The organism is Citrobacter sp. GW821-FHT07H02 (assembly GCF_059418505.1).
Map to the genome: position 1 here is coordinate 103820 of NZ_JBWKPZ010000010.1, position 21295 is coordinate 125114.

The window sequence follows — 21295 nt, forward strand, 5'->3', positions numbered from 1 at the left end:
AACCCCTCTATGATACTGGAATACGCGTGGATTATCAGCCAGAACGCTTCGCAGAAAGCGCGATAAAACGCTGGACAGAAGCGCGCTGCCACTGGAATGCTGCATATTCAGCCAGCGGTTCAGGCACCTCATCACCCTGTAGCGCCAGGCGGTTAATCATTAACGCCAGATCGCTATCGGCAATGCACCATTCGCCAAATAAATTCGGTTTGCCGTGGGCAAGCAAATTGCCGGCTGTCGCAAACAATTTCTCCACGCTGGCTTTTCCCGCCTCGCTGAGAGGGCCCTTTTTCGCGCCTGCAAACACCACATCCGTGGGACGCTCTTCGCGAATCGGCATCAAGTCGCTGCGCAACCATGCCTGAATCTGGCGAGCACGAGCACGTTTTTGCAGATCGAGAGGGTAAATGCGCTCCCATTGCGGCGGCGCGAAGCGATCTTCCAGATACTCCGCAATGGCCGAAGATTCGCTGAGTTCAAAACCCTCGATCTCCAGCACCGGGACGCGACGGGTGAGCGCATAACCCTGCCAGGTCGGTTGTAAATGTTCACCGCTGTTCAGATCAACGGTTTTGAGGGTAAAGGGAAGCCCTTTCTCCTGCAGGGCAACGTAGACAGACATCACGTAGGGAGAAAAAAAGTTAGCGTCTGACCAGAGCGTTATCGCGGGCTTGCTCATAATATCCTCATCGATGTTTAGGCGTTATCTCAAAATATAGAGTCTTTTACGCGCTGTCACTTGATGAAAACTCACGTACCGCAAGAGGCTTTCTATACTTGTGTTGGTCAGCCATTTTTTCGATATGCACGGGAGCTGAAATGATCGACCTCTACTACGCCCCAACCCCCAACGGGCATAAAATTACGCTGTTTCTGGAAGAGACCCGCCTTGACTATCGTCTGATCAACGTGGATATCAGTAAAGGTAGTCAGTTCCGCCCCGAATTTTTAGCTATCTCGCCCAACAATAAAATTCCGGCGATTGTTGACCATACCCCTGTAGACGGCGGCGCGCCATTCAGTGTGTTTGAATCGGGTGAGATCTTGCTGTATTTGGCGGAAAAAACCGGGCAATTGCTGAGTGAAAAGTTACGCGAACGCCACACGACGCTCACATGGCTTTTCTGGCAGGTTGGTGGGCTTGGCCCGATGCTCGGTCAGAATCATCACTTCAACCACTTCGCGCCACAGACGATCCCCTACGCCATTGAACGATATCAGGTTGAGACGCAGCGTCTGTACAACGTGCTGAACAAACGTCTGGAGTCTTCCCCGTGGCTGGGCGGCGATCAGTACAGCATTGCCGATATCGCGTGCTGGCCATGGGTAAACGCGCATCTACGGCAACGGATCGATCTCGATATGTTCCCGGCGGTCAATAACTGGTTCGAACGTATCCGTACACGCCCCGCGACAGTGCGGGCAATGCAGCACGCGCAGTAGACGCGCCCTCGTTCGGGGGAGATAAAGCATTCCTATTCTCGTGTATCATGCAAAGGTTCATACATGGAGGAGACCTGCAATGTCACAGTCTGACGCTATTATTCGTATAAAAAATCTTCGCCTACGCACGTTTATTGGTATCAAAGAAGAAGAGATCAACAACCGCCAGGACATTGTCATCAATGTTGTTATTCATTATCCGGCGGAAAATGCACGCACCAGCGAGGACATCAGCGATGCGCTGAATTATCGCACCATCACCAAAAGCATCATTCGGCATGTTGAGAGCAACCGCTTCTCATTGCTGGAAAAATTAACTCAGGATGTGCTCGATATCGCACGTGAACATCACTGGGTCACTTATGCTGAAGTAGAGATCGATAAACTACATGCACTGCGTTACGCCGATTCCGTCTCAATGACGCTGAGCTGGCGACGCTAAGCGCGGACTTCGGGAGGCGGTATGGAAATAGTGGTAACCGGTGGTACTGGTCTTATTGGACGTCATTTGATCCCCCGTTTGCTGGAATCAGGACATCAGGTGACGGTTGTAACGCGCAACCCTGAAAAGGCACGCCAGATTCTGGACTCCCGGGTCATACTCTGGAAAGGGCTGGAGGATAAGAAAAACCTCAACCATGTTGACGCCGTGATTAACCTCGCCGGGGAACCCATTGCCGACAAACGCTGGACCGAACAGCAAAAGGAACGCTTGTGCCAGAGTCGCTGGAGCATCACACAAAAGCTGGCTGACTTAATCAACGCCAGCGACACACCGCCTGCGGTGCTGATCTCCGGTTCCGCCGCTGGCTATTACGGCGATCTGGGTGAAGTGGTGGTGACAGAAGAAGAGCCGCCTCACAACGAGTTTACCCATAAACTTTGTGCGCGCTGGGAGCAGATCGCCAGCAGCGCGCAAAGCGAAAAAACACGGGTTTGTCTGCTGCGGACCGGCGTGGTACTGGCGCCGAAAGGCGGGATTCTGGCGAAAATGGTCCCCTCTTTTCGTATCGGGATGGGCGGACCTATCGGTACCGGACGTCAATACCTGGCCTGGATCCACATCGATGATATGGTCAACGGGATTCTCTGGCTGCTCAATCACGACCTGCAGGGACCTTTCAATATGGTTTCGCCGTATCCCGTGCGCAATGAACAATTCGCCCATGCGCTGGGTCATGCGCTGAACCGTCCCGCCATTGTTCGCATACCGGCTACCGCCATTCGGCTGCTGATGGGCGAATCTTCCGTGCTGGTTCTCGGTGGACAACGCGCACTTCCCAAACGGCTGGAGGCTTCCGGGTTTGCTTTTCGCTGGTACGACTTAGAAGAGGCGCTGGCGGATGTGATCCACTAATCCCCTCCTCTGTTCATCACAATCGTTCCGGTGGTAAGGTGATAAGCCTAACTACCGGAATAACGACTTTATGGCGATCATTACGACATCACGACTTACGCTTTCCCCTTTTCAACCTTCAGACTGGCTGTTTTTTCTGGCGCTGCGTGAAAACCCGGACATTATGCGTTTTATGGCCAATATCAGCCCGGAAAGAGAAACCCGTCTCCTGTTTGCCCGTCGCCTTGCCGCACAGCATACCTTTGTTATTCGCGATCAGAAAAACGGGACGCCGCTGGGCGATATTGGGTTACAGATAAGTCATCTGCATCCGCAGGAAGCCGATGTCGGCTATACCGTAATCCCACCAGCGCAAGGCAAAGGGATCGCCAGCGAAGCACTCCAGGCAATCTGCCGGTATGCCTTTACCCAAACGGGTGTAAACGCGATTAACGGTTACGTGCTGGCGGATAACACACCTTCCGCACGCGTACTGGAGAAACAGGGATTTATACGTACTCAGGTGCTGGAGAAAGCGTATGAGGTAAATGGCATACGCTACGATGACTGGGTGTATCGCCTGGAGCGCAACCCGGAGTAAAAATCGGATGCGCACGCCATAACGCAGGCCCGGTTGGCGCAGCGCCACCGGGCAAAACGTTACTTCAACGATCCCTTAAGGAACTGCTGCAAGCGGGGACTTTGCGGATTACCAAACAGCTGCTCTGGATCACCTTCTTCTTCTATTTTCCCCTGGTGCAGGAAAATCACGTGGGTGGAAACATGGCGAGCAAAGCCCATTTCATGGGTCACCACGACCATCGTTTTCCCCTCTTCCGCCAGTTGTTGCATGATTCGCAACACTTCGCCTACCAGTTCCGGATCAAGCGCCGAAGTCGGTTCATCAAATAGCAGCACTTCTGGCTCCATAGCCAACGCGCGTGCGATAGAGACGCGCTGCTGCTGACCGCCGGAAAGATGCACCGGGTATTTCCCCTGAGCACGCTCATCAATGCCAACCTTCGCAAGGTACTTCACCGCGCGTTCACGGGCTTCCTGCTTGCTCAGACCTAACACCTGAATGGGCGCTTCCATGACGTTTTCCAGCACGGTCATGTGGCTCCAGAGGTTGAAATGCTGGAACACCATCGTCAGACGCGTACGCAGCAAACGCAGTTGGTTTTTATCCGCCACCTTGAGCTGACCATCAGTGTCCCGGACCAGATTAATGTTCTGTCCGTTGACCACGATTAAGCCTTCACTCGGTTTTTCGAGGAAGTTAATGCAGCGCAGAAAGGTACTTTTCCCGGAGCCGGATGAGCCGATAATGCTGATCACATCCCCGGCATTAGCCTGCAGCGATACCCCTTTCAACACTTCATGCTCACCGTAGTGTTTGTGTAAATCGATTACGTTTAATTTATTCTCAGACATCATGTTCTCAGTGCGTCGAAGGTTTTACATGCTGCAACCAGCGTTTTTCCGCTTTACGGAACAGACTGATCAGGACATACGAAATAATCAAATACAGTACGGCGGCAATACCGAATGCGGTAAACGGCTGGTAAGTTGCCGAGTTGATATCGCGGGCGATTTTCAACAAATCCGGCACCGTCGCCGTAAATGCCAGCGCCGTTGAGTGCAGCATTAAAATGACTTCATTGCTGTATGCTGGCAACGCAATTCGCAATGCGGAAGGCAAAATAATGCAGCGATACATTTTGAACGATGAGAAGCCATAAGCACGTGCTGCTTCAATCTCGCCGTGCGGTACCGAGCGAATAGCGCCCGCAAAAATTTCGGTGGTATAAGCACAGGTATTCAGCGTGAGCGCCAGCACCGTACAGTTAAGCCCACTGCGGAAAAACGCATTGAGGAAATCAGTACCTTTAACGATCTCCAGCGTATACATCCCGGAATAGAACACCAGCAGTTGCACATAAAGCGGCGTACCACGAAAAATATAGGTAAACAGCCAGATAGGAAACTGGATGAACTTATTGCTTGAGACGCGACCGATAGCCATAAACACGGCCAGAACCCCGCCCATCACCACAGAGGAAATCAGCAACCACAAGGTGATTGCCACGCCTGTATAGCGATAGCCATCGCTCCAGAGCAGGGATTTCCAGTACTCCTGAATAATTTCGATCACAGGTCAGCCCTCTTCACACCCACGGAGTAGCGACGCTCAAGAAAGAGCAGCACGCCATTCGAGACCGTGGTAAATACCAGATAGATGACCCCACACACCACCGCGAAATAGAACGGTTCCCAGGTGCTTTTACCCGCCAACTGAGTGGCTTTGACCACATCTTCCAGTCCGAGGAGTGAAACCAGCGCTGTCGCCTTGAGAATCACCTGCCAGTTATTGCCAATCCCCGGCAAGGCATAACGCATCATCGCCGGAAACATAATTCTGCGGAAGGTTTGCGAGCTGGTAAAACCGAACGCCGTTGCCGCCTCAATATGCCCTTTGGGCACGGCCATAAACGCCCCGCGGAATGTTTCCGTGAAATAGGCGCCGTAGATGAAACCCAGGGTGATAATACCTGCAACCATCGGATCGATATCAATCTGGCCGATCCCTATCGCGTCGGTCACCGCGTTAAGCGCGATTTGCAACCCGTAGAAGATCAGCAGCATTAAGACCAGATCCGGCACCCCGCGGATCAGGGTGGTGTATCCTTCGAAGATAAGCCCCATCGAGCGGCTTTGCGACAGCTTTGCCCCCGCGCCGACGAGACCGATGAGAACGGCCAGCACAACTGAGCTGAGAGCCAGCTCCAGCGTAACAATCGCGCCCTGTAAAATAACGCCTGAAAACCCGTACAACATGCTGCCTGTCCTGTCGTGTGTGGTAACGCTTCGCCTCTTTTTTCACCCTCCCGCATCAGCAGGAGGGAGTGGGCTTTATCAACTGCCGGGGTGATTAGCCGCCGTATACATCAAAATCGAAGTACTTTTTCGCCAGCTTCTCGTAAGTACCATCAGCACGCATTTCAGCGAATGCTTTGTTCAGGGCTTCGCGCAGCTCATTGTCTTCTTTACGCAGACCCATCCCGGTACCGACGCCGAACAGTTTCTCATCTTTCACTGACGGGCCGCCGAATTTGTAATCTTTGCCTACAGGCTGCTTCAGAAAACCTTCACTTGCAGCGACTTCATCCTGGAACGCCGCATCAATACGTCCTGCCGTCAGGTCGGAATAGATGTTGTCCTGCCCCTGATAAGAAACGATTTCAATGCCTTTTGGCGCCCAGTGTTCATTGCCGAACGTTTCCTGAGTGGTGCCCTGCAATACGCCAACACGCTTCCCTTTCAGGGATTCAATGGTGGGCTGGATGTCAGCCGCTTTCGCGACAACCAGACGAGAATCTGCTGCATAAAGCTTGTCGGTAAACGCGATTTCCTGCTGACGTTTTTCAGTGATGGACAGCGAAGACATAATTGCGTCGATTTTCTTCGCTTTTAACGAAGGGATCAGCGCGTCCAGCGGGTTTTCCACGAAGGAACATTGTGTATTAATACGTTTGCACAGTTCTTTCGCCAGATCGATATCAAAACCGACTAATTCACCCTGCGCATTCTTCGATTCGAACGGGGCATAAGTCGGATCGGTACCGATACGAATTTTTTGCGGAATGGCTGCAAATGCGGCGGTAGCACTGGAGAAAGCCAGGACCAGAGAAAGAGACAACACCAGTTTTTTCATAACTATCCTCAACAGACTGTCTTTTATAGGGGATCTTTACAGGACCAGCAGCAGTTATCGTGCCATCAATCGGGCTGACAAGGCAAAGCATTCTACCCTGCCAGCAATATTAATTTGCATGAAAAACGCTTAAGTATGCATTCATGCTCATTTCGACAGCAACTGTTGCACCATAACAGTGCCTGGAACTTATCATGCACCGCTTTGGTTAACCAAAACGGTGCAGTAAATTTCCCGCTGCGGTGAATCAGTCACCGTAGACATTAAAGTCAAAGTACTTTTTCGCCATTTTGTCGTAGGTACCGTCTTTACGCAGATCGCCCAGCGCTTTATCAAACGCCGCTTTCAGCTCGGTATCGTCTTTACGCAGACCAATACCGGTACCGTCGCCAAAGTACTTCTTGTCTTTCACAGAAGGACCGGCAAACGCATAGTCTTTACCGGCAGGCTGTTTGAGGAACCCTTCGCTGGCCGCCACTTCATCCTGCAATGCAGCATCAAGACGTCCCGCCGTCAGGTCAGAATAGATGAGGTCCTGGTTGGCGTAGGCCACGACATCGACGCCTTTGCTCCGCCAGGTATCGTTGGCATAGGCTTCCTGTGTTGAGCCCTGCAGGACACCAACATGTTTTCCTTTCAGTGAATCGAGGGTCGGCTGAATCGGCGAGCCTTTCGCGGCAATCAGTCGCGAGTCAGCGGCATACAGTTTGTCGGAGAAGGCAATCTCTTGCTGACGCTTCTCGGTGATAGAGAGAGAAGAGATAATCGCATCAATTTTTTTCGCTTTCAGCGACGGTATGAGCGCATCAAAGTCACTGGCGACCCACGTACACTTAACCTGCATACGCTTACACATTTCGTTACCCAGATCGATATCAAACCCCACGAAATCCCCTTTGGCATCTTTCGATGAGAAAGGCGCATAGGTGGTATCTGTTCCAATGCGAATCGTCTGTGGCAATGCTGCGTAGCTGGCCGCTGTCGCGGAAAGTCCTACCAGCAGAGACAAAGCGAGAACCGTCTTCTTCATACATAACCCTCAAGTGGCGTAATTTTATTATGTTTTACGTTGTGTTGTGTGTTTGCAGACTTTTTCATGCAGGTCTTATGCCATTTTCACGTCAATGAGGATATTTGACGTTAAATTTGTTAATAAAACGTTGCAATATTGTCCTGATGTTGAAGATAGCAGGTATAGCGGTTGAACCGCAGCGTTTCGGTGAGTTTTGACGAATTAAATGTTGAGGATATGATCGCGGTTACAAAATTGCCCTGAAACAGGGCAACGGAATGAATTATGCGCGGGGAAAATGCAGATTATGCCCCTTGCCAGCGGGTAAAAAGATCCTGCGACAGAGCAATGTTAAACTGGTCGAGAACGCGATTAACCGTTTGATTAATCACATCATCCAGGGTCTGAGGGCGATGATAAAACGCCGGGACCGGCGGCATAATCACGGCACCAATTTCAGCCGCCTGCGTCATCAGGCGCAGATGTCCAAGATGCAGCGGTGTTTCGCGTACGCACAACACTAACGGGCGACGCTCTTTCAGCACCACATCCGCCGCACGGGTCAGCAATCCATCGGTATAACTGTGCACAATGCCAGACAGGGTTTTGATGGAGCATGGCAAAATCACCATCCCTGCCGTCTGAAAAGAGCCTGAGGAGATACTGGCCGCAATATCACGCGCATCGTGGGTGACATCAGCGAAAGCCTGCACTTCACGTAAAGAAAAATCCGTTTCCAGCGAAAGCGTCTGCCGCGCCGCCTGACTCATGACCAGATGGGTTTCCACGTCAGCAACGTCGCGCAATACCTGCAATAAGCGCACGCCATAAATCGCGCCGCTGGCGCCGCTGATCCCTACGATGAGTCGTTTCATGTTTATTTGCCCTTTCTTGCTTCAGGGCTGACTTTGCAGGATTTTACGGGGAGTTGCAAGCAAGGGCGCTGCCTGCGCCCTTGCCCGGAGAAGGAAATTACCCTTCGTTGTGCATTTCGAGGTTTTCCACTTCGTTCTGACGTTGTACCGCTTTGGCGTCGTCATTACGCAGGGTATCCAGGAAATCGAGATACTGCTGGTCAACGTCTTTCGTCACATACACGCCATTAAACACCGAACATTCAAACTGTTGAATATCCGGGTTCTCGGCACGTACAGCTTCGATAAGATCGTTCAGATCCTGGAAGATAAGTCCATCAGCGCCGATGATCTGGCGGATTTCGTCGACTTCACGGCCATGCGCGATAAGCTCCGTCGCCGTCGGCATATCAATACCGTAGACATTCGGGAAGCGAATTTCCGGCGCAGCAGAAGCGAGATACACCTTCTTCGCCCCGGCTTCACGGGCCATCTCAATAATCTGCTCGGACGTTGTACCGCGCACGATTGAGTCATCCACCAGCAGGACGTTTTTATCACGGAATTCCGCGCGATTGGCGTTCAGCTTGCGGCGTACTGATTTACGGCGCAACTGCTGACCCGGCATGATAAAGGTACGACCTACATAGCGGTTTTTCACAAACCCCTGGCGGTACGGTTTACCGAGAATGCGCGCGATTTCCAGCGCGATATCACACGAAGTTTCCGGAATCGGAATGACCACGTCGATGTCCAGATCTTCCCATTCACGAGCAATTTTCTCGCCCAGTTTGGTGCCCATATTCACGCGGGCGCTGTAGACGGAGATCTTATCGATAAAGGAGTCAGGACGCGCAAAGTAAACATACTCGAACAGGCAGGGATTGCTGACCGGATTATCAGCACACTGACGGGTAAACAACTGGCCTTTTTCGGTGATATACACCGCTTCGCCAGGTGCTACATCGCGCAGGAACTCATAACCCAAAGTATCAAGCGCAACACTTTCGGAAGCGACCATATACTCGGTACGGCCATCGCCAATATCACGTTTGCCCAGTACTAACGGGCGAATGCCATTCGGATCGCGGAACGCGACCATGCCATGACCGATAATCATCGCCACGCACGCATACGCGCCGCGGATCTGACGGTTAGTCGCCGCGATGGCCGCAAAAATATTGTCGGCTTCCAGCGGGTAATGGCGGAAGTTATCCAGTTCGCTGGCGAAGACATTGAGCAGGATTTCAGAATCTGACGTGGTGTTGATGTGGCGGCGCTTTTCTTCAAACAGCTTTTTACGCAACTCATGCGCATTGGTCAGATTGCCATTATGGGCAAGCGTAATACCATACGGTGAGTTGACGTAAAAAGGTTGAGCTTCGGAGGCGCTGGAACTGCCAGCCGTAGGGTAACGCACATGACCGATGCCCATATTGCCTTGTAAACGCAACATGTGGCGAGCTTCGAAAATATCGCTCACTAAGCCATTCGCCTTGCGCAGGCGGAAGCAGTTGTTCGCATCGATGGTGATGATGCCCGCGGCATCCTGACCACGATGCTGGAGCACCGTTAACGCGTCATAAATCGACTGGTTGACCGGCATAACACCGGCGATACCGACAATACCGCACATACGTCTTTTCCTCGTTAAGCCACATCTCAGAACTCAGTTATGTTCTGGGCAAGAAACTTGACGAGCTTTGCAGATAGTCAAAGAACCATCTGATGATGAAACTGAACTGCGGGATAAGCTGCGACTTACTCCAGTCTTCACTTTTCGACAGGCCTGTAAAGGTATCGAGAAAGAACAGAATGGCAGCGACTATCAACGCTCCTCGCAGAGCCCCGAAACAGATCCCCAATACCCTGTCAGTCCCTGACAGACCGGTTTTCTCGACCAGCTGACCTATCACAAAATTGACGATAGCGCCGACGATAAGCGTCGCGATAAACAGTATCGCGATAGCAATCCCATTTCGAACCAGTTCGTCATCAAAGCCCGTAAACCAGACAGACAGGTAAGTGTAGTAATGGCTGGCGACAAAGAAAGCACAACCCCATGTCACCAACGATAATGCTTCACGAACAAAGCCACGGATCAGGCTAACCAGACAGGAAAAACCAATCACCGCGATAATGGCGTAATCAATCCAGACCATACATGTCCCACGATTTTACGCCCTGTCGTCCTGTTCGGGGCGCATTCTAACAGAAAAAGAAAACGTTTGCGTAGGGATTTCCTTTCCACGCGTAAATAAAAATGGCGCTGAAAAAATCTTCAACGCCATCATACTTTTTGCCTTTTTGGGCATTGCCGGATGGCGGTGTAAACACCTTATCCGGTCGATATAAGTGTCGAATCACAGGCCTGATAAGCGCAGCGCCATCAGGCAACAACGTCACTTAATTCGGGCTATAACCCATCACCACCCCACTTAAGCCTGAGATCTGCTGAAGCTCACCCAGTGAACTTTTCAGCTTATCTTTCGAAGCGTCAGGCCCAACGAGAATGCGGGTTATTTTACCCTGTACTGGCGTTGAGGGGGAAGTATATACCCGGAACCCCGCGCCACGAAGTTTACCAACGATCTCATTGACCTTGTCGGCATTTTTCAAGGCGCCCAGCTGTACAACCCAGGCTTTGCCGGTCGGTGCTGGTTTTTCCTCAGCGACCGGTTTAGGCGCAGGAGGCGGCGTCGGCGTCACAGCAACCGGCTGTTCACGCGGCGGTTGTGGCTTCGGCTTTTCAACCGGTTTTGGTTTGGGTTGTTCGACAGGCTCAGGAACCGGATCAAGATCGGCGGTATTGTTCAACGACAGACGAGACGGATCGAGGGATGGCGCAGCTGCGTCCCCTGCCCTGACCTCTTCCGCCGCGCCTTCAGGCGGCTGCGTCGGTAGCGCCTGCGTCGCAGCAGGCATCATGTCCGGTTCATCACGATCGCCGGGTTTCGGTACCAGCGGGATCGCGGCAAACTCATCCTGATAATGTTTTTTCTGCCCATCAAGCAGCCCAGGAAGCACGATCACCCCAAGCGCGACCAGCACAATGGTGCCGACTAAACGATTTTGAAATTTACTTGCCACCGTTTCTCCCCGCGTCAATCACTTCCATGACATGTGCGACAGTGTGAAAAGATCCACACACCAGCACGGTATCCTCTGGTTTTGCGTCCGCCACTGCCGCATGCCATGCCAGAGCAACACTGTCATAGGCGTTACCGCTGCCCAGATGCTCCAGTAATTGCTCCGCCGTCGCACCTCGCGGCCCTTCCAATGGCGCGCAATACCAGTCATCGACCACACTTTTCAGCCAGGCCAATGTTCCTGCAATATCTTTATCATGTAGCATACCGATAACAGCAAGCACTCGCCCGCTTTTCGGCAACATTTTCATGCGTCCGGTAAGATATTCCGCCGCATGAGGATTATGGGCAACATCAAGAATAACACGTGGCGATTCGCTCAAAATCTGAAAACGCCCCGGTAAAATGGCCTGAGCAATCCCCTCGCGAATCGCTTTTTCACTGATGTTCAGCGCACTGGCGCGTAGCGCGGCCAGCGCAGTGGCGGCATTAGGTTGTGGCACCAGCGGCAATGGCAAATCTGTTACCGTACCGTTGCTGTCGGTAAACGACCAGCTATCGCCTGACACTTCAAAATGCCAGTCCACACCCCGACGACGCAACAGCGCTCCGGTTTCCTGTGCAACATCGGCGATGGTGTAAGGCATTTCAGGTTCGCCAACAATGGCCGGTTTTTCCGCCCGAAAGATCCCCGCTTTCTCGCGGCCGATGCTTTCACGATCCGGCCCCAGCCAGTCAGTATGATCCAGCGCGATGCTGGTCACGATGGCGACATCCGCATCCACAATATTGGTGGCATCCAGACGACCGCCTAACCCTACTTCCAGGATCACTACATCGAGTTGCGCCTGTTTAAACAACCACAGCGCGGAAAGCGTGCCGTACTCAAAATAGGTCAGTGAAATCCCACCGCGAGACTCTTCGATTTCTGCAAACGACGCGGTATGCGCAGACTCGGGTAATTCTTGCCCCTGCACCCGCACACGTTCAGTGTAGCGCACCAGATGTGGCGAACTGTAGACACCGACTTTATAGCCCGCCGCCATCAGCACGGATTCCAGCGTGCGGCAGGTCGTGCCTTTACCGTTCGTTCCTGCCACCGTAAAGACAAACGGCGCCGGTTTAAGTACACCGAGACGTGCCGCGACCTGACTGACACGCTCAAGGCCCAGATCGATGGTTTTACTGTGCAGGTTTTCCAGATAAGAAAGCCACGAGGCCAGGGGCGACGCGGCTTTAGGGATACGTTTATTGTCCATGATTTTTGTAAATTCGCTACGGTGAGAAAAGAAAAAGGGCAGCGCCGATGGCCCTGCCCTTTTCAGTTATCAGGCCTCTGCTTCCTGATCCGGTACCGGCGGTACCACCACACCTTCGCGCGGTTCATCCGGATTTGGCGCCGGGAGATTCATCAGCTTCGCCAGAACGCTTGCCAGTTTCAGGCGCATTTCCGGGCGGCGGACGATCATATCGATAGCGCCTTTTTCAATCAGGAACTCACTGCGCTGGAATCCCGGCGGCAGTTTCTCACGTACGGTTTGCTCGATGACGCGTGGACCAGCGAAGCCGATCAGCGCTTTCGGTTCAGCAATATTGAGATCGCCCAACATTGCGAAACTTGCCGATACGCCACCCATCGTTGGGTCGGTCAGTACGGAGATATACGGTAATCCGCGTTCCTGCATTTTTGCCAACGCTGCGGAGGTTTTCGCCATCTGCATCAGCGACATCAGCGCTTCTTGCATACGTGCGCCACCGGAAGCGGAGAAGCAGACCAGCGGGCAGTTATCTTCCAGCGCCTGTTCAACGGCACGAACGAAACGTGCGCCGACGACAGAGCCCATAGAACCGCCCATGAAAGAGAATTCAAACGCAGCAGCGACAACGGGCATGCCATGAAGCGTGCCTTTCATCACGACCAGAGCGTCTTTCTCTCCGGTTTCTTTTTGCGCGGACGCCAGTCTATCTTTGTACTTCTTGGAGTCACGGAACTTCAGCACGTCTTTCGACTCAAGTTCGCTACCCAGTTCCGCAAGAGTTCCTTCATCTAACAGGCTATGCAGGCGATTGCGCGCCGACATGCGCATATGATGATCACACTTCGGACAGACCTCAAGATTACGTTCCAGCTCAGCACGGTATAAAACCTGACCGCAGCTATCACACTTGGTCCACACCCCTTCAGGAATGCTTGCCTTGCGGGTGGGAGTAATGTTGCTTTTAATTCGTTCAATCCAGCTCATTAGTGACCTTTCTGCCTGAACCTGGTTCGATGCCAGTTTTATCTTTGGGGGCGCATAATGCCATTTTTGCCCCCAACAGACCATGAATGTTGCACATTAAAACATAACAGCCCGAAACTTTGGATAAAAAAGTGGTCGAACCGCTGAGTTACTTTCTATTTTGCGGCACGTGACGCCGCGCGCTTATGGCGGATAATTTCAATAACCCCCGGTAATACCGAGAGCACGATAATCGCCACAATCAGCAATTTCAGGTTTTCCTGAACTACCGGCAGATCGCCGAACAGGTAGCCCGCATAGGTAAACAACAGTACCCAAAGCAGTGCGCCCGCCACGTTGTACAGCGCAAAATGGCGATAGGACATGTGTCCCATTCCCGCCACAAATGGCGCAAATGTACGCACGATAGGGACAAAACGCGCCAGGATAATGGTTTTACCACCATGACGTTCGTAGAACGCATGGGTCTTATCCAGGTAACTGCGACGAAAGATCTTCGAGTTTGGATTACTGAAGAGTTTCTCGCCAAACAGTCGGCCAATCGTGTAGTTCACCGCATCGCCAATAATCGCCGCTACCACCATCAACCCCACCATCAGGTGAACATTGAGATCGTTGGAGGGCAACGCAGAAAGCGCCCCCGCCACAAACAGCAGCGAGTCACCTGGCAGAAACGGCGTGACCACCAGACCGGTTTCGCAGAACAGGATGAGGAACAGAATGGCATAAACCCACACGCCATATTCCGCCACCAGTTCCGCCAGGTGCACATCAATGTGCAAAATAAAATCGATAAGGAAGTAAATCAGATCCATAGTTGCTTTTGCCTATTGTCCCCGTCATATTCGGGGTATGCCATTCTGATTAGTCCGCCAAAAACAGCGGGCCCATCGGCGGTTTGGGAAGTTCAAACCGGTCAGGGTAATCTACCGCGACCAGATACAAACCTTCCGCTTTCGCCGTTGCTGCAGAAAGCCGTCTGTCCTTAGCCGCCAGCAACTCTGCGATCCAGCTCTCCGGCTGGTTGTGGGCGCCCACTTCCATCAGGCTACCGACAATATTCCTTACCATATGATGTACAAAGGCATTTGCTTTGATATCGACCACCACATACGCACCATAACGCGTCACAGTAATGTGCATCACATTACGCCACGGCGTGCGTGACTGGCACTGCACTGCGCGAAACGAGGTAAAATCGTTTTCACCAATCAGGCACTGCGCCGCCCGGTGCATACGTTCTGCGTCCAGCGGCTCATAATAGTGCGTAACACCCTTACCTAAAACCGCCGGGCGCAGCCGATGGTTGTAGATGATGTAGCGATAACGGCGCGCCGTGGCGCTAAACCGGGCGTGAAAATCATCAGGTACAGCTTTCACCCATCGCACAGCGATGTCACCAGGCAAATTCGCATTTACACCCAGTGTCCACGCAGCATCTTTACGCTGAGCGGTGGTCTCAAAATGCACCACCTGCCCAGTACCATGCACGCCAGCGTCCGTACGACCCGCACAAAATACGTTGATACGTTCGTTAGCTACCTGCGAAAGCGCCGTCTCCAGCTTTTCCTGGACGCTGCGCACTTCGTTCTGGCGCTGCCAGCCATAATATTTACTGCCGTCGTACTCAATGCCCAGCGCAATTTTATAAACTGACGGTTGTTGCTGGTCAGACATTAGTACAAATACTCCTGCACCAGTTTTTCAGCAATTTTCACCGCCATCAGCGCGCCGCCAAAACGGACGTTATCTGCGACTGACCAAAACTGGACTTGTTCCGGCATACCGTAATCGTTACGAACACAGCCGACCGAAAGCTGTGGATTACCCGTGGCATCGCCGACCTGAGTCGGGAAATCCGTCTCTTCAGACAAGACAATATCTTCGCCGCGAGAAAACGCATCACGCGCCTCTTCAGCCGCCAGTGGACGCAGCGCTTCAAAATTTACCATCTGCGCGTGGCCGTAAAATACCGGCGACTGTACGCAACTGGCGGAGATCATTAATCCCTCATCCTGCATAATTTTGCGGACTTCATCGACAATACGGCGCTCTTCGCGCACGCTGCCTTCACGATCCGGCAACAGCGGCAGCATGTTAAATGCCAGCTGACGACCAAAATAATCCTCGTCATCAATCGGAATGCCGTTAAGCAATTTCACGCTTTGACCTGCCAGTGCATCGACCGCTTTTTTACCGCGCGCGGATGCCGACAAAATGTTCGTCACCGTGATTCGGGAAAGTCCCCCTTCGTCGATCAGCGGTTTCAGTGCAGACAACAACTGGCTGGTCAGGCTGTCAGGGACCGCAATCACGTTACGGTTACGATAGTCCGCCAGGACAAACGGGTTAACGTCCGGCACGACCAGCGGGACGTCCGGCTCGAGGGCAAACAACCCGCTGCTATCAATCACCAGACAACCGGCATTGGTGGCTTCCTCCACCCAGGCAGCAGAAGCTTCAGCCCCGGCGACAAAAAACGCCAGCTGCGCCTGCGTCCAGTCAAAATCAGCGACATCCTGCACAATGATGGATTTACCGTTAAAGCGCAGATGCTCGCCAGCGCTTTCATTACGCGCCAGCGCATAGATTTCACCGACCGGGAACTGGCGTTCGGCCAGCGTTTCGAGCAGGGCTTCGCCTACGGCACCCGTGGCGCCCAGGATGGCAATATTCCAGCCTTCAGACATGGTGATTTACTCCAGAAAAACATAAGCGTCCCTGCCGAATTATTCGTCAGGGAGCATTAAGAAGACATTAATGTGTTGGGTGGTAAACGGCGTTAAAACCCAGTTTTTTCAACAGCGCAGCCGTTTCAGCGTCATCACACATCACGTACAAAGATGACCACTCACGGCGCTCAAGGTAATTCTTACGCAGTTTATCAAACTCACCCGGAACCCCGGCAACTTTTCGCAACGGGGCATCGTCGCGCCGCACATCATACACCAAATGCACCAGTCTTTTCAGCGTCGGCTGATCTAACGTGCCGTGAAGTGTAATGCGACCAAACTCTGGCGCGGGTAACAGCGTATCCAGTGCGACTTGCTGCGCCTTATCAATAAATGCGCTATACGCTTCAAAGACCTGAGTGGTGCCACGCGCTTTCCCTTCCAGGGTATAGCCTGCGATATGTGGCGTACCAATGTCGATTTTTTCCAACAATTCGACATTGAGCTCTGGCTCACCTTCCCAGACATCCAGCACCACGCTTAGCGACTGCCCGGCATTCAGTCGCGCCAACAAGGCAGCGTTATCCACCACCGGGCCGCGACTGGCATTGACCAAAATGGTTCCAGGTTTCAGACGGCGAATCATCGCGTCGTCAGCCAGATGCAGCGTCTTATATTGCCCTTGTTTAAAAAGCGGTGTGTGGAAGGTCAGAATATCCGCTTCCTGCACCAGCTCTTCAAGAGAGCGGAAATCGCCCTCGTCCCCACGGTCGGCGCGCGGCGGATCGCACAGCAACGTGCGAATGCCCAGCGCTTCCAGTCGCGCCTGCAAACGACCGCCGACATTCCCTACGCCAATAATGCCCACGGTACGATCGCGTAAAGCAAAACCATCGCGTTCAGCAAGCATCAGCAACGAGGAAAAAACATATTCGACAACCGCGATGGCGTTGCAGCCAGGCGCAGAAGAAAAGCCGATCCCAGCCTGTTTAAGCCAGGTCTCATCCACATGGTCAGTGCCTGCGGTCGCCGTTCCAACAAACTTAACGGACTTTCCGCTCAGCAACGATTCGTTCACTTTGGTGACCGAGCGCACCATTAGCGCATCTGCGTCTTCGAGTTCAGCAACGGGAATGGGGCGACCTGGAACCGCTTTTACCTCCCCCAAACGACTGAACAATTCGCGGGCATAAGGCATATTTTCATCAACGAGGATTTTCACGTCTGTCGTACCTGTTTGAGAACGAGAGTTAACCGGGCAAGTGTGCCATAATCTCGCCGCCAGGCATACTGCGAGACCTGGTTTGCAAAGATTTAAGGATTAGTGATGATGCAACCCATTTCCGGAACTCCCGCACAACCTCCCGGTGAGGGACAGAACCGTCCTTCCATCGCGGGCGAACAGCCGTTATCCACCCAACAACGTACCGTGCTGGAACGACTGATCACTCGCCTGATTTCGCTGACGCAACAGCAAAGTGCGGAAGTCTGGGCCGGAATAAAACACGATTTGGGGGTAAAAAGCGACACGCCGTTGCTTTCGCGTCATTTCCCTGCCGCTGAACAAAATCTCAGCCAGCGACTGGGCGTTGCCCAGCAAAACCACGCTAATCGTCAGGTGCTGGCGCAATTAACGGAACTGTTGAGCCTGGGGAACAATCGCCAGGCCGTCAGTGATTTTATCCGCCAGCAGTATAACCAGACTGCGTTAAGCCAGCTTACGCCAGAACAGTTGAAGAACGTGTTGACGCTACTGCAACAAGGGCTGCTCTCTATCCCACAACCGCAGCAACGCCCGGCGACCGACAGACCGTTATTACCCGCCGAGCACAATACGCTCAACCAGCTCGTGACCAAACTGGCTGCCGCCACGGGGGAATCTGGCAAGCTGATTTGGCAATCGATGCTGGAACTCTCCGGCGTGAAAAGCGGCGAGTTGATTCCTGCGAAACAGTTCACCCATCTGGTGACCTGGTTACAGGCGCGCCAGACACTCAGCCTACAGAATGCACCCACATTGCAAACGCTGCAGGCGGCGTTGAAGCAGCCGCTGGAGCCGAATGAATTTACGGCAATCAAGGAATATGCGCAGCAGAACTATCAGATCCAGCCGCAAACGGTTCTGACCACGGTCCAGGTACAGGATCTGCTTAACCAGATCTTCCTGCGTCGAGTAGAACGAGACCGGGAATTGAACGATCCTCGCCATATTCAACCGATCTACAGTCCGTTCGCGCCGATTATTGAAACCATTAAATCGCTGTCGGCACGACCCGGTCTGCTGTTTATCGCGCTCATGATTGCACTGGCTCTTTTTTTGTTGGTTTCCTAACTTTTCCTAAAAGAGAGCAATGTCACTATAATGCCTACCACTGCGGAGATCGCCCCGGCCAGAAATACCGAGGGGTAACCGCATGAGGTGGCTAATAGCCCCGCCAGAGGTGCGGTCACACCGTAGGAAATGTCCTGAAAGGCGGCATATCCGCCCAACGCGGTGCCACGTACCTGTGAAGGTACGCGTTTTACCACCTCCACGCCCAGCGCCGGGAAGATTAATGAACACCCGGCTCCGGTTAATGCCGCCCCCAGCAAAGCAAACCCTGCACCTGGCGCCAGCCAAAGCAACACCAGCCCGGCGGTTTCAACGCACAATGATGCGATTGCCACCCTCACACCGCCAAAGCGATCCGGCATCCAGCCAAACAGCACACGCATGAGCACAAACGCGCCACCAAAAGCGGTCAAGGTGAAACCCGCCATCGCCCAGCCGTTGCTGGCAAAGTAGAGCGAAATGAAGGTACCAATAACGGCAAACCCGACGCCCTGCAGCGCCAGGCCAACACCCGGTTTCCAGATAAGCCCCACCACGCTCCACAGCGAAGGACGTACGCCTGGATGAGCTGGCACTTTACGTACCGTGCCGTTAAACGCCCACGCCAGCAGCGGAAGCGCCATCGTGGTGCCCGCCAGCGCGGCAAAACCAAAATGGCTGTGGATCAATAGTCCAAGCGGCGCACCGGCCGCCAGCGCGCCGTAAATCGCCATCCCGTTCCACGACATCACTTTACCCGAACGCCCCGGCCCAACCAGCCCCATTCCCCAGGTTAATGTGCCGGTCAGTAACTGGCTTTCACCAAAGCCCAGGATCAAACGCCCGACAATCAGCAGCGCAAATTTAACCGGAATGGAGACCGGCAGCAGCGCCGCCAGCAACCACGCGACGCCCGCCAGAGCACAGGCAAACATACCCTGTAGCACAGAACGTTTCGCGCCATATTGATCGGCGAGTCGCCCGGCATAGCCTCGGGTGAGTACCGTGGCCAGAAACTGAATGCCCACGGCGATACCGACCATGGTGTTGCCATAGCCCAGTTCCTGATGCACAAATAGCGGGATAACGGGCAAGGGTAAACCGACCGTCATATAGGTCAGGAAAACCGCAAAGGCGATGCGAAATAGCGAAAAATTCGCAGACGATGTTTTTTCTGTTTGGGTTACTGCTGTCATGCGTTACTCCGAAATGCAGAGTAAGGCGAGGAAATGCCACGCCCCCTCTACCTGACCGCCAGGATTAAGGTGCGTTGGATAACGTTAAACGCCCACTATTATCAGAGAGATAATGTTGAGCGTGGAGTTTGCCTTTGGGGACCGGTTATTGTCAACGCATAAAAAAGGGAGCCATTTGGCTCCCCTCTTCTTACATCACGGATGCTTACGCTTTCAGTTTACGCATAACCAGCGTGGCGTTAGTGCCGCCGAAACCGAAGCTGTTGGACATCACGGTGGTCAGTTCGCGATCGGTCGCTTCCGTCACGATGTTCAGACCCGCAGCCTGCTCGTCCAGCTCTTCAATGTTGATGCTTGGTGCGATAAAACCGTGCTCCAGCATCAGCAGAGAGTAAATGGCTTCCTGTACGCCAGCAGCGCCCAGAGAGTGACCAGTCATCGCTTTGGTTGCGGACATAGCCGGAGAGTTATCGCCGAACACTTCGCGGATAGCGCCCAGTTCTTTCACATCACCAACCGGCGTGGAAGTCCCGTGGGTGTTCAGGTAGTCGATTGGCGTATCAACACCGTGCATCGCCATCTGCATGCAGCGCACTGCGCCTTCACCAGACGGAGCAACCATGTCAGCGCCATCGGACGTTGCGCCGTAGCCAACGATTTCCGCATAGATGTGCGCGCCACGTGCCAGAGCATGTTCGAGTTCTTCAACAACAACCATACCGCCACCGCCTGCGATAATGAAACCGTCACGGTTTGCATCATAAGTACGGGAAGCTTTATCTGGAGAGTCGTTATATTTGGTAGACAGCGCGCCCATTGCGTCAAATTCACACGCCATTTCCCAGCACAGCTCTTCGCCGCCGCCCGCAAAGACGATGTCTTGTTTGCCCAGCTGAATCTGTTCTACCGCGTTACCGATACAGTGTGCGGACGTTGCACAAGCGGAGCTGATGGAGTAGTTCACACCGTGGATTTTAAACGGTGTCGCGAGGCACGCGGATACCGCAGAGGCCATCGCTTTGGTGACTACATATGGACCCACCGCTTTCAGACCTCGCGGGCTACGCATCGCATCGGCACCAAAAACCTGAGATTTAGACGAACCGCCAGAACCGGCAATCAGGCCCACGCGCGGATTGTTCTGATAAACCTCATCTTTCAGACCGGCGTCTTCAATCGCCTGCTGCATGGAGAGATAGGAATAGATAGAGGCATCGTTCATGAAACGGACCACTTTACGGTCAATCAGACCGGTGGTGTCCAGTTTGACGTTACCCCACACGTGGCTGCGCATTCCTGAATCTTTGAACTCCTGAGAGAAAGTGATCCCTGAACGTCCTTCACGCAGAGATGCCAGGACTTCCTGCTGGTTATTACCGATGCTGGAAACGATGCCCAAGCCAGTAATCACTGCACGTTTCATT

23 protein-coding genes and 1 pseudogene are annotated in these 21295 nt (G+C 53.1%); 5 read left to right on the top strand and 19 right to left on the bottom strand.

Going from position 1 to position 21295, the window contains the following annotated elements; all coding sequences use genetic code 11:
- Positions 1-34: 34 nt before the first annotated feature.
- The gene (gene yfcF, locus AC07NP_RS12375; RefSeq protein ID WP_494660648.1) at positions 35-679 is read right to left on the bottom strand and encodes a glutathione transferase; all 645 of its coding nucleotides are present in this window, start codon (positions 677-679) and stop codon (positions 35-37) included.
- Positions 680-819: 140 nt separating this feature from the next.
- Between yfcF and yfcG the strand changes: the two genes are divergently transcribed.
- From yfcG to AC07NP_RS12395, 4 genes are all read left to right on the top strand, one after another.
- Entirely contained in the window at positions 820-1443 is a 624-nt protein-coding gene (yfcG, locus tag AC07NP_RS12380) for a GSH-dependent disulfide bond oxidoreductase (RefSeq protein WP_494660649.1), read from the top strand.
- Positions 1444-1522: 79 nt separating this feature from the next.
- The gene (gene folX / locus AC07NP_RS12385; protein WP_494660650.1) at positions 1523-1885 is read left to right on the top strand and encodes a dihydroneopterin triphosphate 2'-epimerase; all 363 of its coding nucleotides are present in this window, start codon (positions 1523-1525) and stop codon (positions 1883-1885) included.
- A gap of 21 nt (positions 1886-1906) precedes the next feature.
- Entirely contained in the window at positions 1907-2800 is an 894-nt protein-coding gene (locus AC07NP_RS12390) for a TIGR01777 family oxidoreductase (RefSeq protein WP_494660651.1), read from the top strand.
- Between the two features lie 70 nt (positions 2801-2870).
- On the top strand, positions 2871-3380 hold the full coding sequence (locus AC07NP_RS12395) for a GNAT family N-acetyltransferase (RefSeq protein ID WP_494660652.1): 510 nt from the start codon (positions 2871-2873) through the stop codon (positions 3378-3380).
- A gap of 59 nt (positions 3381-3439) precedes the next feature.
- On the opposite strand, the gene hisP is transcribed toward AC07NP_RS12395, so the two are convergent.
- The 16 genes and pseudogenes from hisP to pdxB all read right to left on the bottom strand — a co-directional run bounded on the left by hisP (position 3440) and on the right by pdxB (position 17586).
- Positions 3440-4213 carry a histidine ABC transporter ATP-binding protein HisP gene (gene hisP / locus AC07NP_RS12400; protein WP_203360558.1) on the bottom strand — a complete coding sequence of 258 codons (774 nt, stop codon included), beginning with the start codon at positions 4211-4213 and terminating at the stop codon, positions 3440-3442.
- Between the two features lie 7 nt (positions 4214-4220).
- On the bottom strand, positions 4221-4934 hold the full coding sequence (gene hisM / locus AC07NP_RS12405) for a histidine ABC transporter permease HisM (protein ID WP_203360557.1): 714 nt from the start codon (positions 4932-4934) through the stop codon (positions 4221-4223).
- Entirely contained in the window at positions 4931-5617 is a 687-nt protein-coding gene (locus tag AC07NP_RS12410; protein WP_162383101.1) for a histidine ABC transporter permease HisQ, read from the bottom strand. Before AC07NP_RS12410 ends, hisM begins: the two co-directional genes overlap by 4 nt.
- A 94-nt stretch (positions 5618-5711) precedes the next feature.
- Positions 5712-6494: a histidine ABC transporter substrate-binding protein HisJ gene (gene hisJ, locus AC07NP_RS12415; RefSeq protein WP_203360556.1), complete on the bottom strand. Its 783-nt coding sequence runs from the start codon at positions 6492-6494 to the stop codon at positions 5712-5714.
- Between the two features lie 247 nt (positions 6495-6741).
- Positions 6742-7524: a lysine/arginine/ornithine ABC transporter substrate-binding protein ArgT gene (argT, locus tag AC07NP_RS12420; RefSeq protein WP_203360555.1), complete on the bottom strand. Its 783-nt coding sequence runs from the start codon at positions 7522-7524 to the stop codon at positions 6742-6744.
- 287 nt (positions 7525-7811) lie between these two features.
- Positions 7812-8387 carry a flavin prenyltransferase UbiX gene (gene ubiX / locus AC07NP_RS12425; protein WP_494660672.1) on the bottom strand — a complete coding sequence of 192 codons (576 nt, stop codon included), beginning with the start codon at positions 8385-8387 and terminating at the stop codon, positions 7812-7814.
- A gap of 91 nt (positions 8388-8478) precedes the next feature.
- Complete coding sequence (purF, locus tag AC07NP_RS12430) at positions 8479-9996, bottom strand: amidophosphoribosyltransferase (RefSeq protein WP_192612919.1); 1518 nt, start codon at positions 9994-9996, stop codon at positions 8479-8481.
- 37 nt (positions 9997-10033) lie between these two features.
- A complete protein-coding gene (gene cvpA, locus AC07NP_RS12435; protein WP_162383106.1) occupies positions 10034-10522 on the bottom strand; it encodes a colicin V production protein in 489 nt (162 codons plus the stop codon).
- A gap of 46 nt (positions 10523-10568) precedes the next feature.
- A pseudogene (locus AC07NP_RS12440) lies at positions 10569-10760 on the bottom strand (hypothetical protein); the annotation flags it as partial.
- A 6-nt stretch (positions 10761-10766) separates the two neighbouring features.
- Complete coding sequence (gene dedD, locus AC07NP_RS12445; protein WP_494660653.1) at positions 10767-11450, bottom strand: cell division protein DedD; 684 nt, start codon at positions 11448-11450, stop codon at positions 10767-10769.
- Positions 11440-12708, bottom strand: a complete 1269-nt coding sequence (gene folC / locus AC07NP_RS12450; protein ID WP_494660654.1) for a bifunctional tetrahydrofolate synthase/dihydrofolate synthase — start codon at positions 12706-12708, stop codon at positions 11440-11442. The genes dedD and folC overlap by 11 nt, the downstream gene beginning before the upstream one ends.
- Positions 12709-12777: 69 nt before the next feature.
- Complete coding sequence (accD, locus tag AC07NP_RS12455) at positions 12778-13692, bottom strand: acetyl-CoA carboxylase, carboxyltransferase subunit beta (RefSeq protein ID WP_494660655.1); 915 nt, start codon at positions 13690-13692, stop codon at positions 12778-12780.
- Positions 13693-13847: 155 nt separating this feature from the next.
- On the bottom strand, positions 13848-14507 hold the full coding sequence (locus AC07NP_RS12460) for a DedA family protein (RefSeq protein ID WP_203360550.1): 660 nt from the start codon (positions 14505-14507) through the stop codon (positions 13848-13850).
- A gap of 49 nt (positions 14508-14556) precedes the next feature.
- Positions 14557-15369: a tRNA pseudouridine(38-40) synthase TruA gene (truA, locus tag AC07NP_RS12465; protein WP_494660656.1), complete on the bottom strand. Its 813-nt coding sequence runs from the start codon at positions 15367-15369 to the stop codon at positions 14557-14559.
- Positions 15369-16382, bottom strand: coding sequence for an aspartate-semialdehyde dehydrogenase (locus AC07NP_RS12470; RefSeq protein ID WP_203360549.1), 1014 nt, complete (start codon positions 16380-16382; stop codon positions 15369-15371). Before AC07NP_RS12470 ends, truA begins: the two co-directional genes overlap by 1 nt.
- 67 nt (positions 16383-16449) lie before the next feature.
- Positions 16450-17586 carry a 4-phosphoerythronate dehydrogenase PdxB gene (pdxB, locus tag AC07NP_RS12475; RefSeq protein WP_203360548.1) on the bottom strand — a complete coding sequence of 379 codons (1137 nt, stop codon included), beginning with the start codon at positions 17584-17586 and terminating at the stop codon, positions 16450-16452.
- 108 nt (positions 17587-17694) lie between these two features.
- On the opposite strand from pdxB, the gene flk reads away from it, so the two are divergent.
- Positions 17695-18696 (top strand): flagella biosynthesis regulator Flk, encoded by a 1002-nt coding sequence (flk, locus tag AC07NP_RS12480; RefSeq protein ID WP_494660673.1) that lies wholly within the window; start codon positions 17695-17697, stop codon positions 18694-18696.
- Here flk and AC07NP_RS12485 read toward each other — a convergent pair.
- Positions 18693-19871: an MFS transporter gene (locus AC07NP_RS12485; RefSeq protein ID WP_494660657.1), complete on the bottom strand. Its 1179-nt coding sequence runs from the start codon at positions 19869-19871 to the stop codon at positions 18693-18695. The genes flk and AC07NP_RS12485 overlap by 4 nt on opposite strands.
- 205 nt (positions 19872-20076) lie before the next feature.
- Entirely contained in the window at positions 20077-21294 is a 1218-nt protein-coding gene (gene fabB / locus AC07NP_RS12490; RefSeq protein ID WP_203360546.1) for a beta-ketoacyl-ACP synthase I, read from the bottom strand.
- Position 21295: the final 1 nt, after the last annotated feature.

Bases quoted from the DNA above. Each gene is read 5' to 3' on its own strand.
- purF (WP_192612919.1), bottom strand. From the start codon at position 9,996: ATGTGCGGTATTGTCGGTATCGCCGGTGTTATGCCGGTCAACCAGTCG.
- accD (WP_494660655.1), bottom strand. From the start codon at position 13,692: ATGAGCTGGATTGAACGAATTAAAAGCAACATTACTCCCACCCGCAAG.
- yfcG (WP_494660649.1), top strand. From the start codon at position 820: ATGATCGACCTCTACTACGCCCCAACCCCCAACGGGCATAAAATTACG.
- argT (WP_203360555.1), bottom strand. From the start codon at position 7,524: ATGAAGAAGACGGTTCTCGCTTTGTCTCTGCTGGTAGGACTTTCCGCG.
- hisP (WP_203360558.1), bottom strand. From the start codon at position 4,213: ATGTCTGAGAATAAATTAAACGTAATCGATTTACACAAACACTACGGT.
- AC07NP_RS12410 (WP_162383101.1), bottom strand. From the start codon at position 5,617: ATGTTGTACGGGTTTTCAGGCGTTATTTTACAGGGCGCGATTGTTACG.
- cvpA (WP_162383106.1), bottom strand. From the start codon at position 10,522: ATGGTCTGGATTGATTACGCCATTATCGCGGTGATTGGTTTTTCCTGT.
- folX (WP_494660650.1), top strand. From the start codon at position 1,523: ATGTCACAGTCTGACGCTATTATTCGTATAAAAAATCTTCGCCTACGC.
- yfcF (WP_494660648.1), bottom strand. From the start codon at position 679: ATGAGCAAGCCCGCGATAACGCTCTGGTCAGACGCTAACTTTTTTTCT.
- hisJ (WP_203360556.1), bottom strand. From the start codon at position 6,494: ATGAAAAAACTGGTGTTGTCTCTTTCTCTGGTCCTGGCTTTCTCCAGT.
- AC07NP_RS12460 (WP_203360550.1), bottom strand. From the start codon at position 14,507: ATGGATCTGATTTACTTCCTTATCGATTTTATTTTGCACATTGATGTG.
- truA (WP_494660656.1), bottom strand. From the start codon at position 15,369: ATGTCTGACCAGCAACAACCGTCAGTTTATAAAATTGCGCTGGGCATT.
- AC07NP_RS12395 (WP_494660652.1), top strand. From the start codon at position 2,871: ATGGCGATCATTACGACATCACGACTTACGCTTTCCCCTTTTCAACCT.
- flk (WP_494660673.1), top strand. From the start codon at position 17,695: ATGCAACCCATTTCCGGAACTCCCGCACAACCTCCCGGTGAGGGACAG.
- folC (WP_494660654.1), bottom strand. From the start codon at position 12,708: ATGGACAATAAACGTATCCCTAAAGCCGCGTCGCCCCTGGCCTCGTGG.
- AC07NP_RS12390 (WP_494660651.1), top strand. From the start codon at position 1,907: ATGGAAATAGTGGTAACCGGTGGTACTGGTCTTATTGGACGTCATTTG.
- fabB (WP_203360546.1), bottom strand. From the start codon at position 21,294: ATGAAACGTGCAGTGATTACTGGCTTGGGCATCGTTTCCAGCATCGGT.
- AC07NP_RS12470 (WP_203360549.1), bottom strand. From the start codon at position 16,382: ATGTCTGAAGGCTGGAATATTGCCATCCTGGGCGCCACGGGTGCCGTA.
- AC07NP_RS12485 (WP_494660657.1), bottom strand. From the start codon at position 19,871: ATGACAGCAGTAACCCAAACAGAAAAAACATCGTCTGCGAATTTTTCG.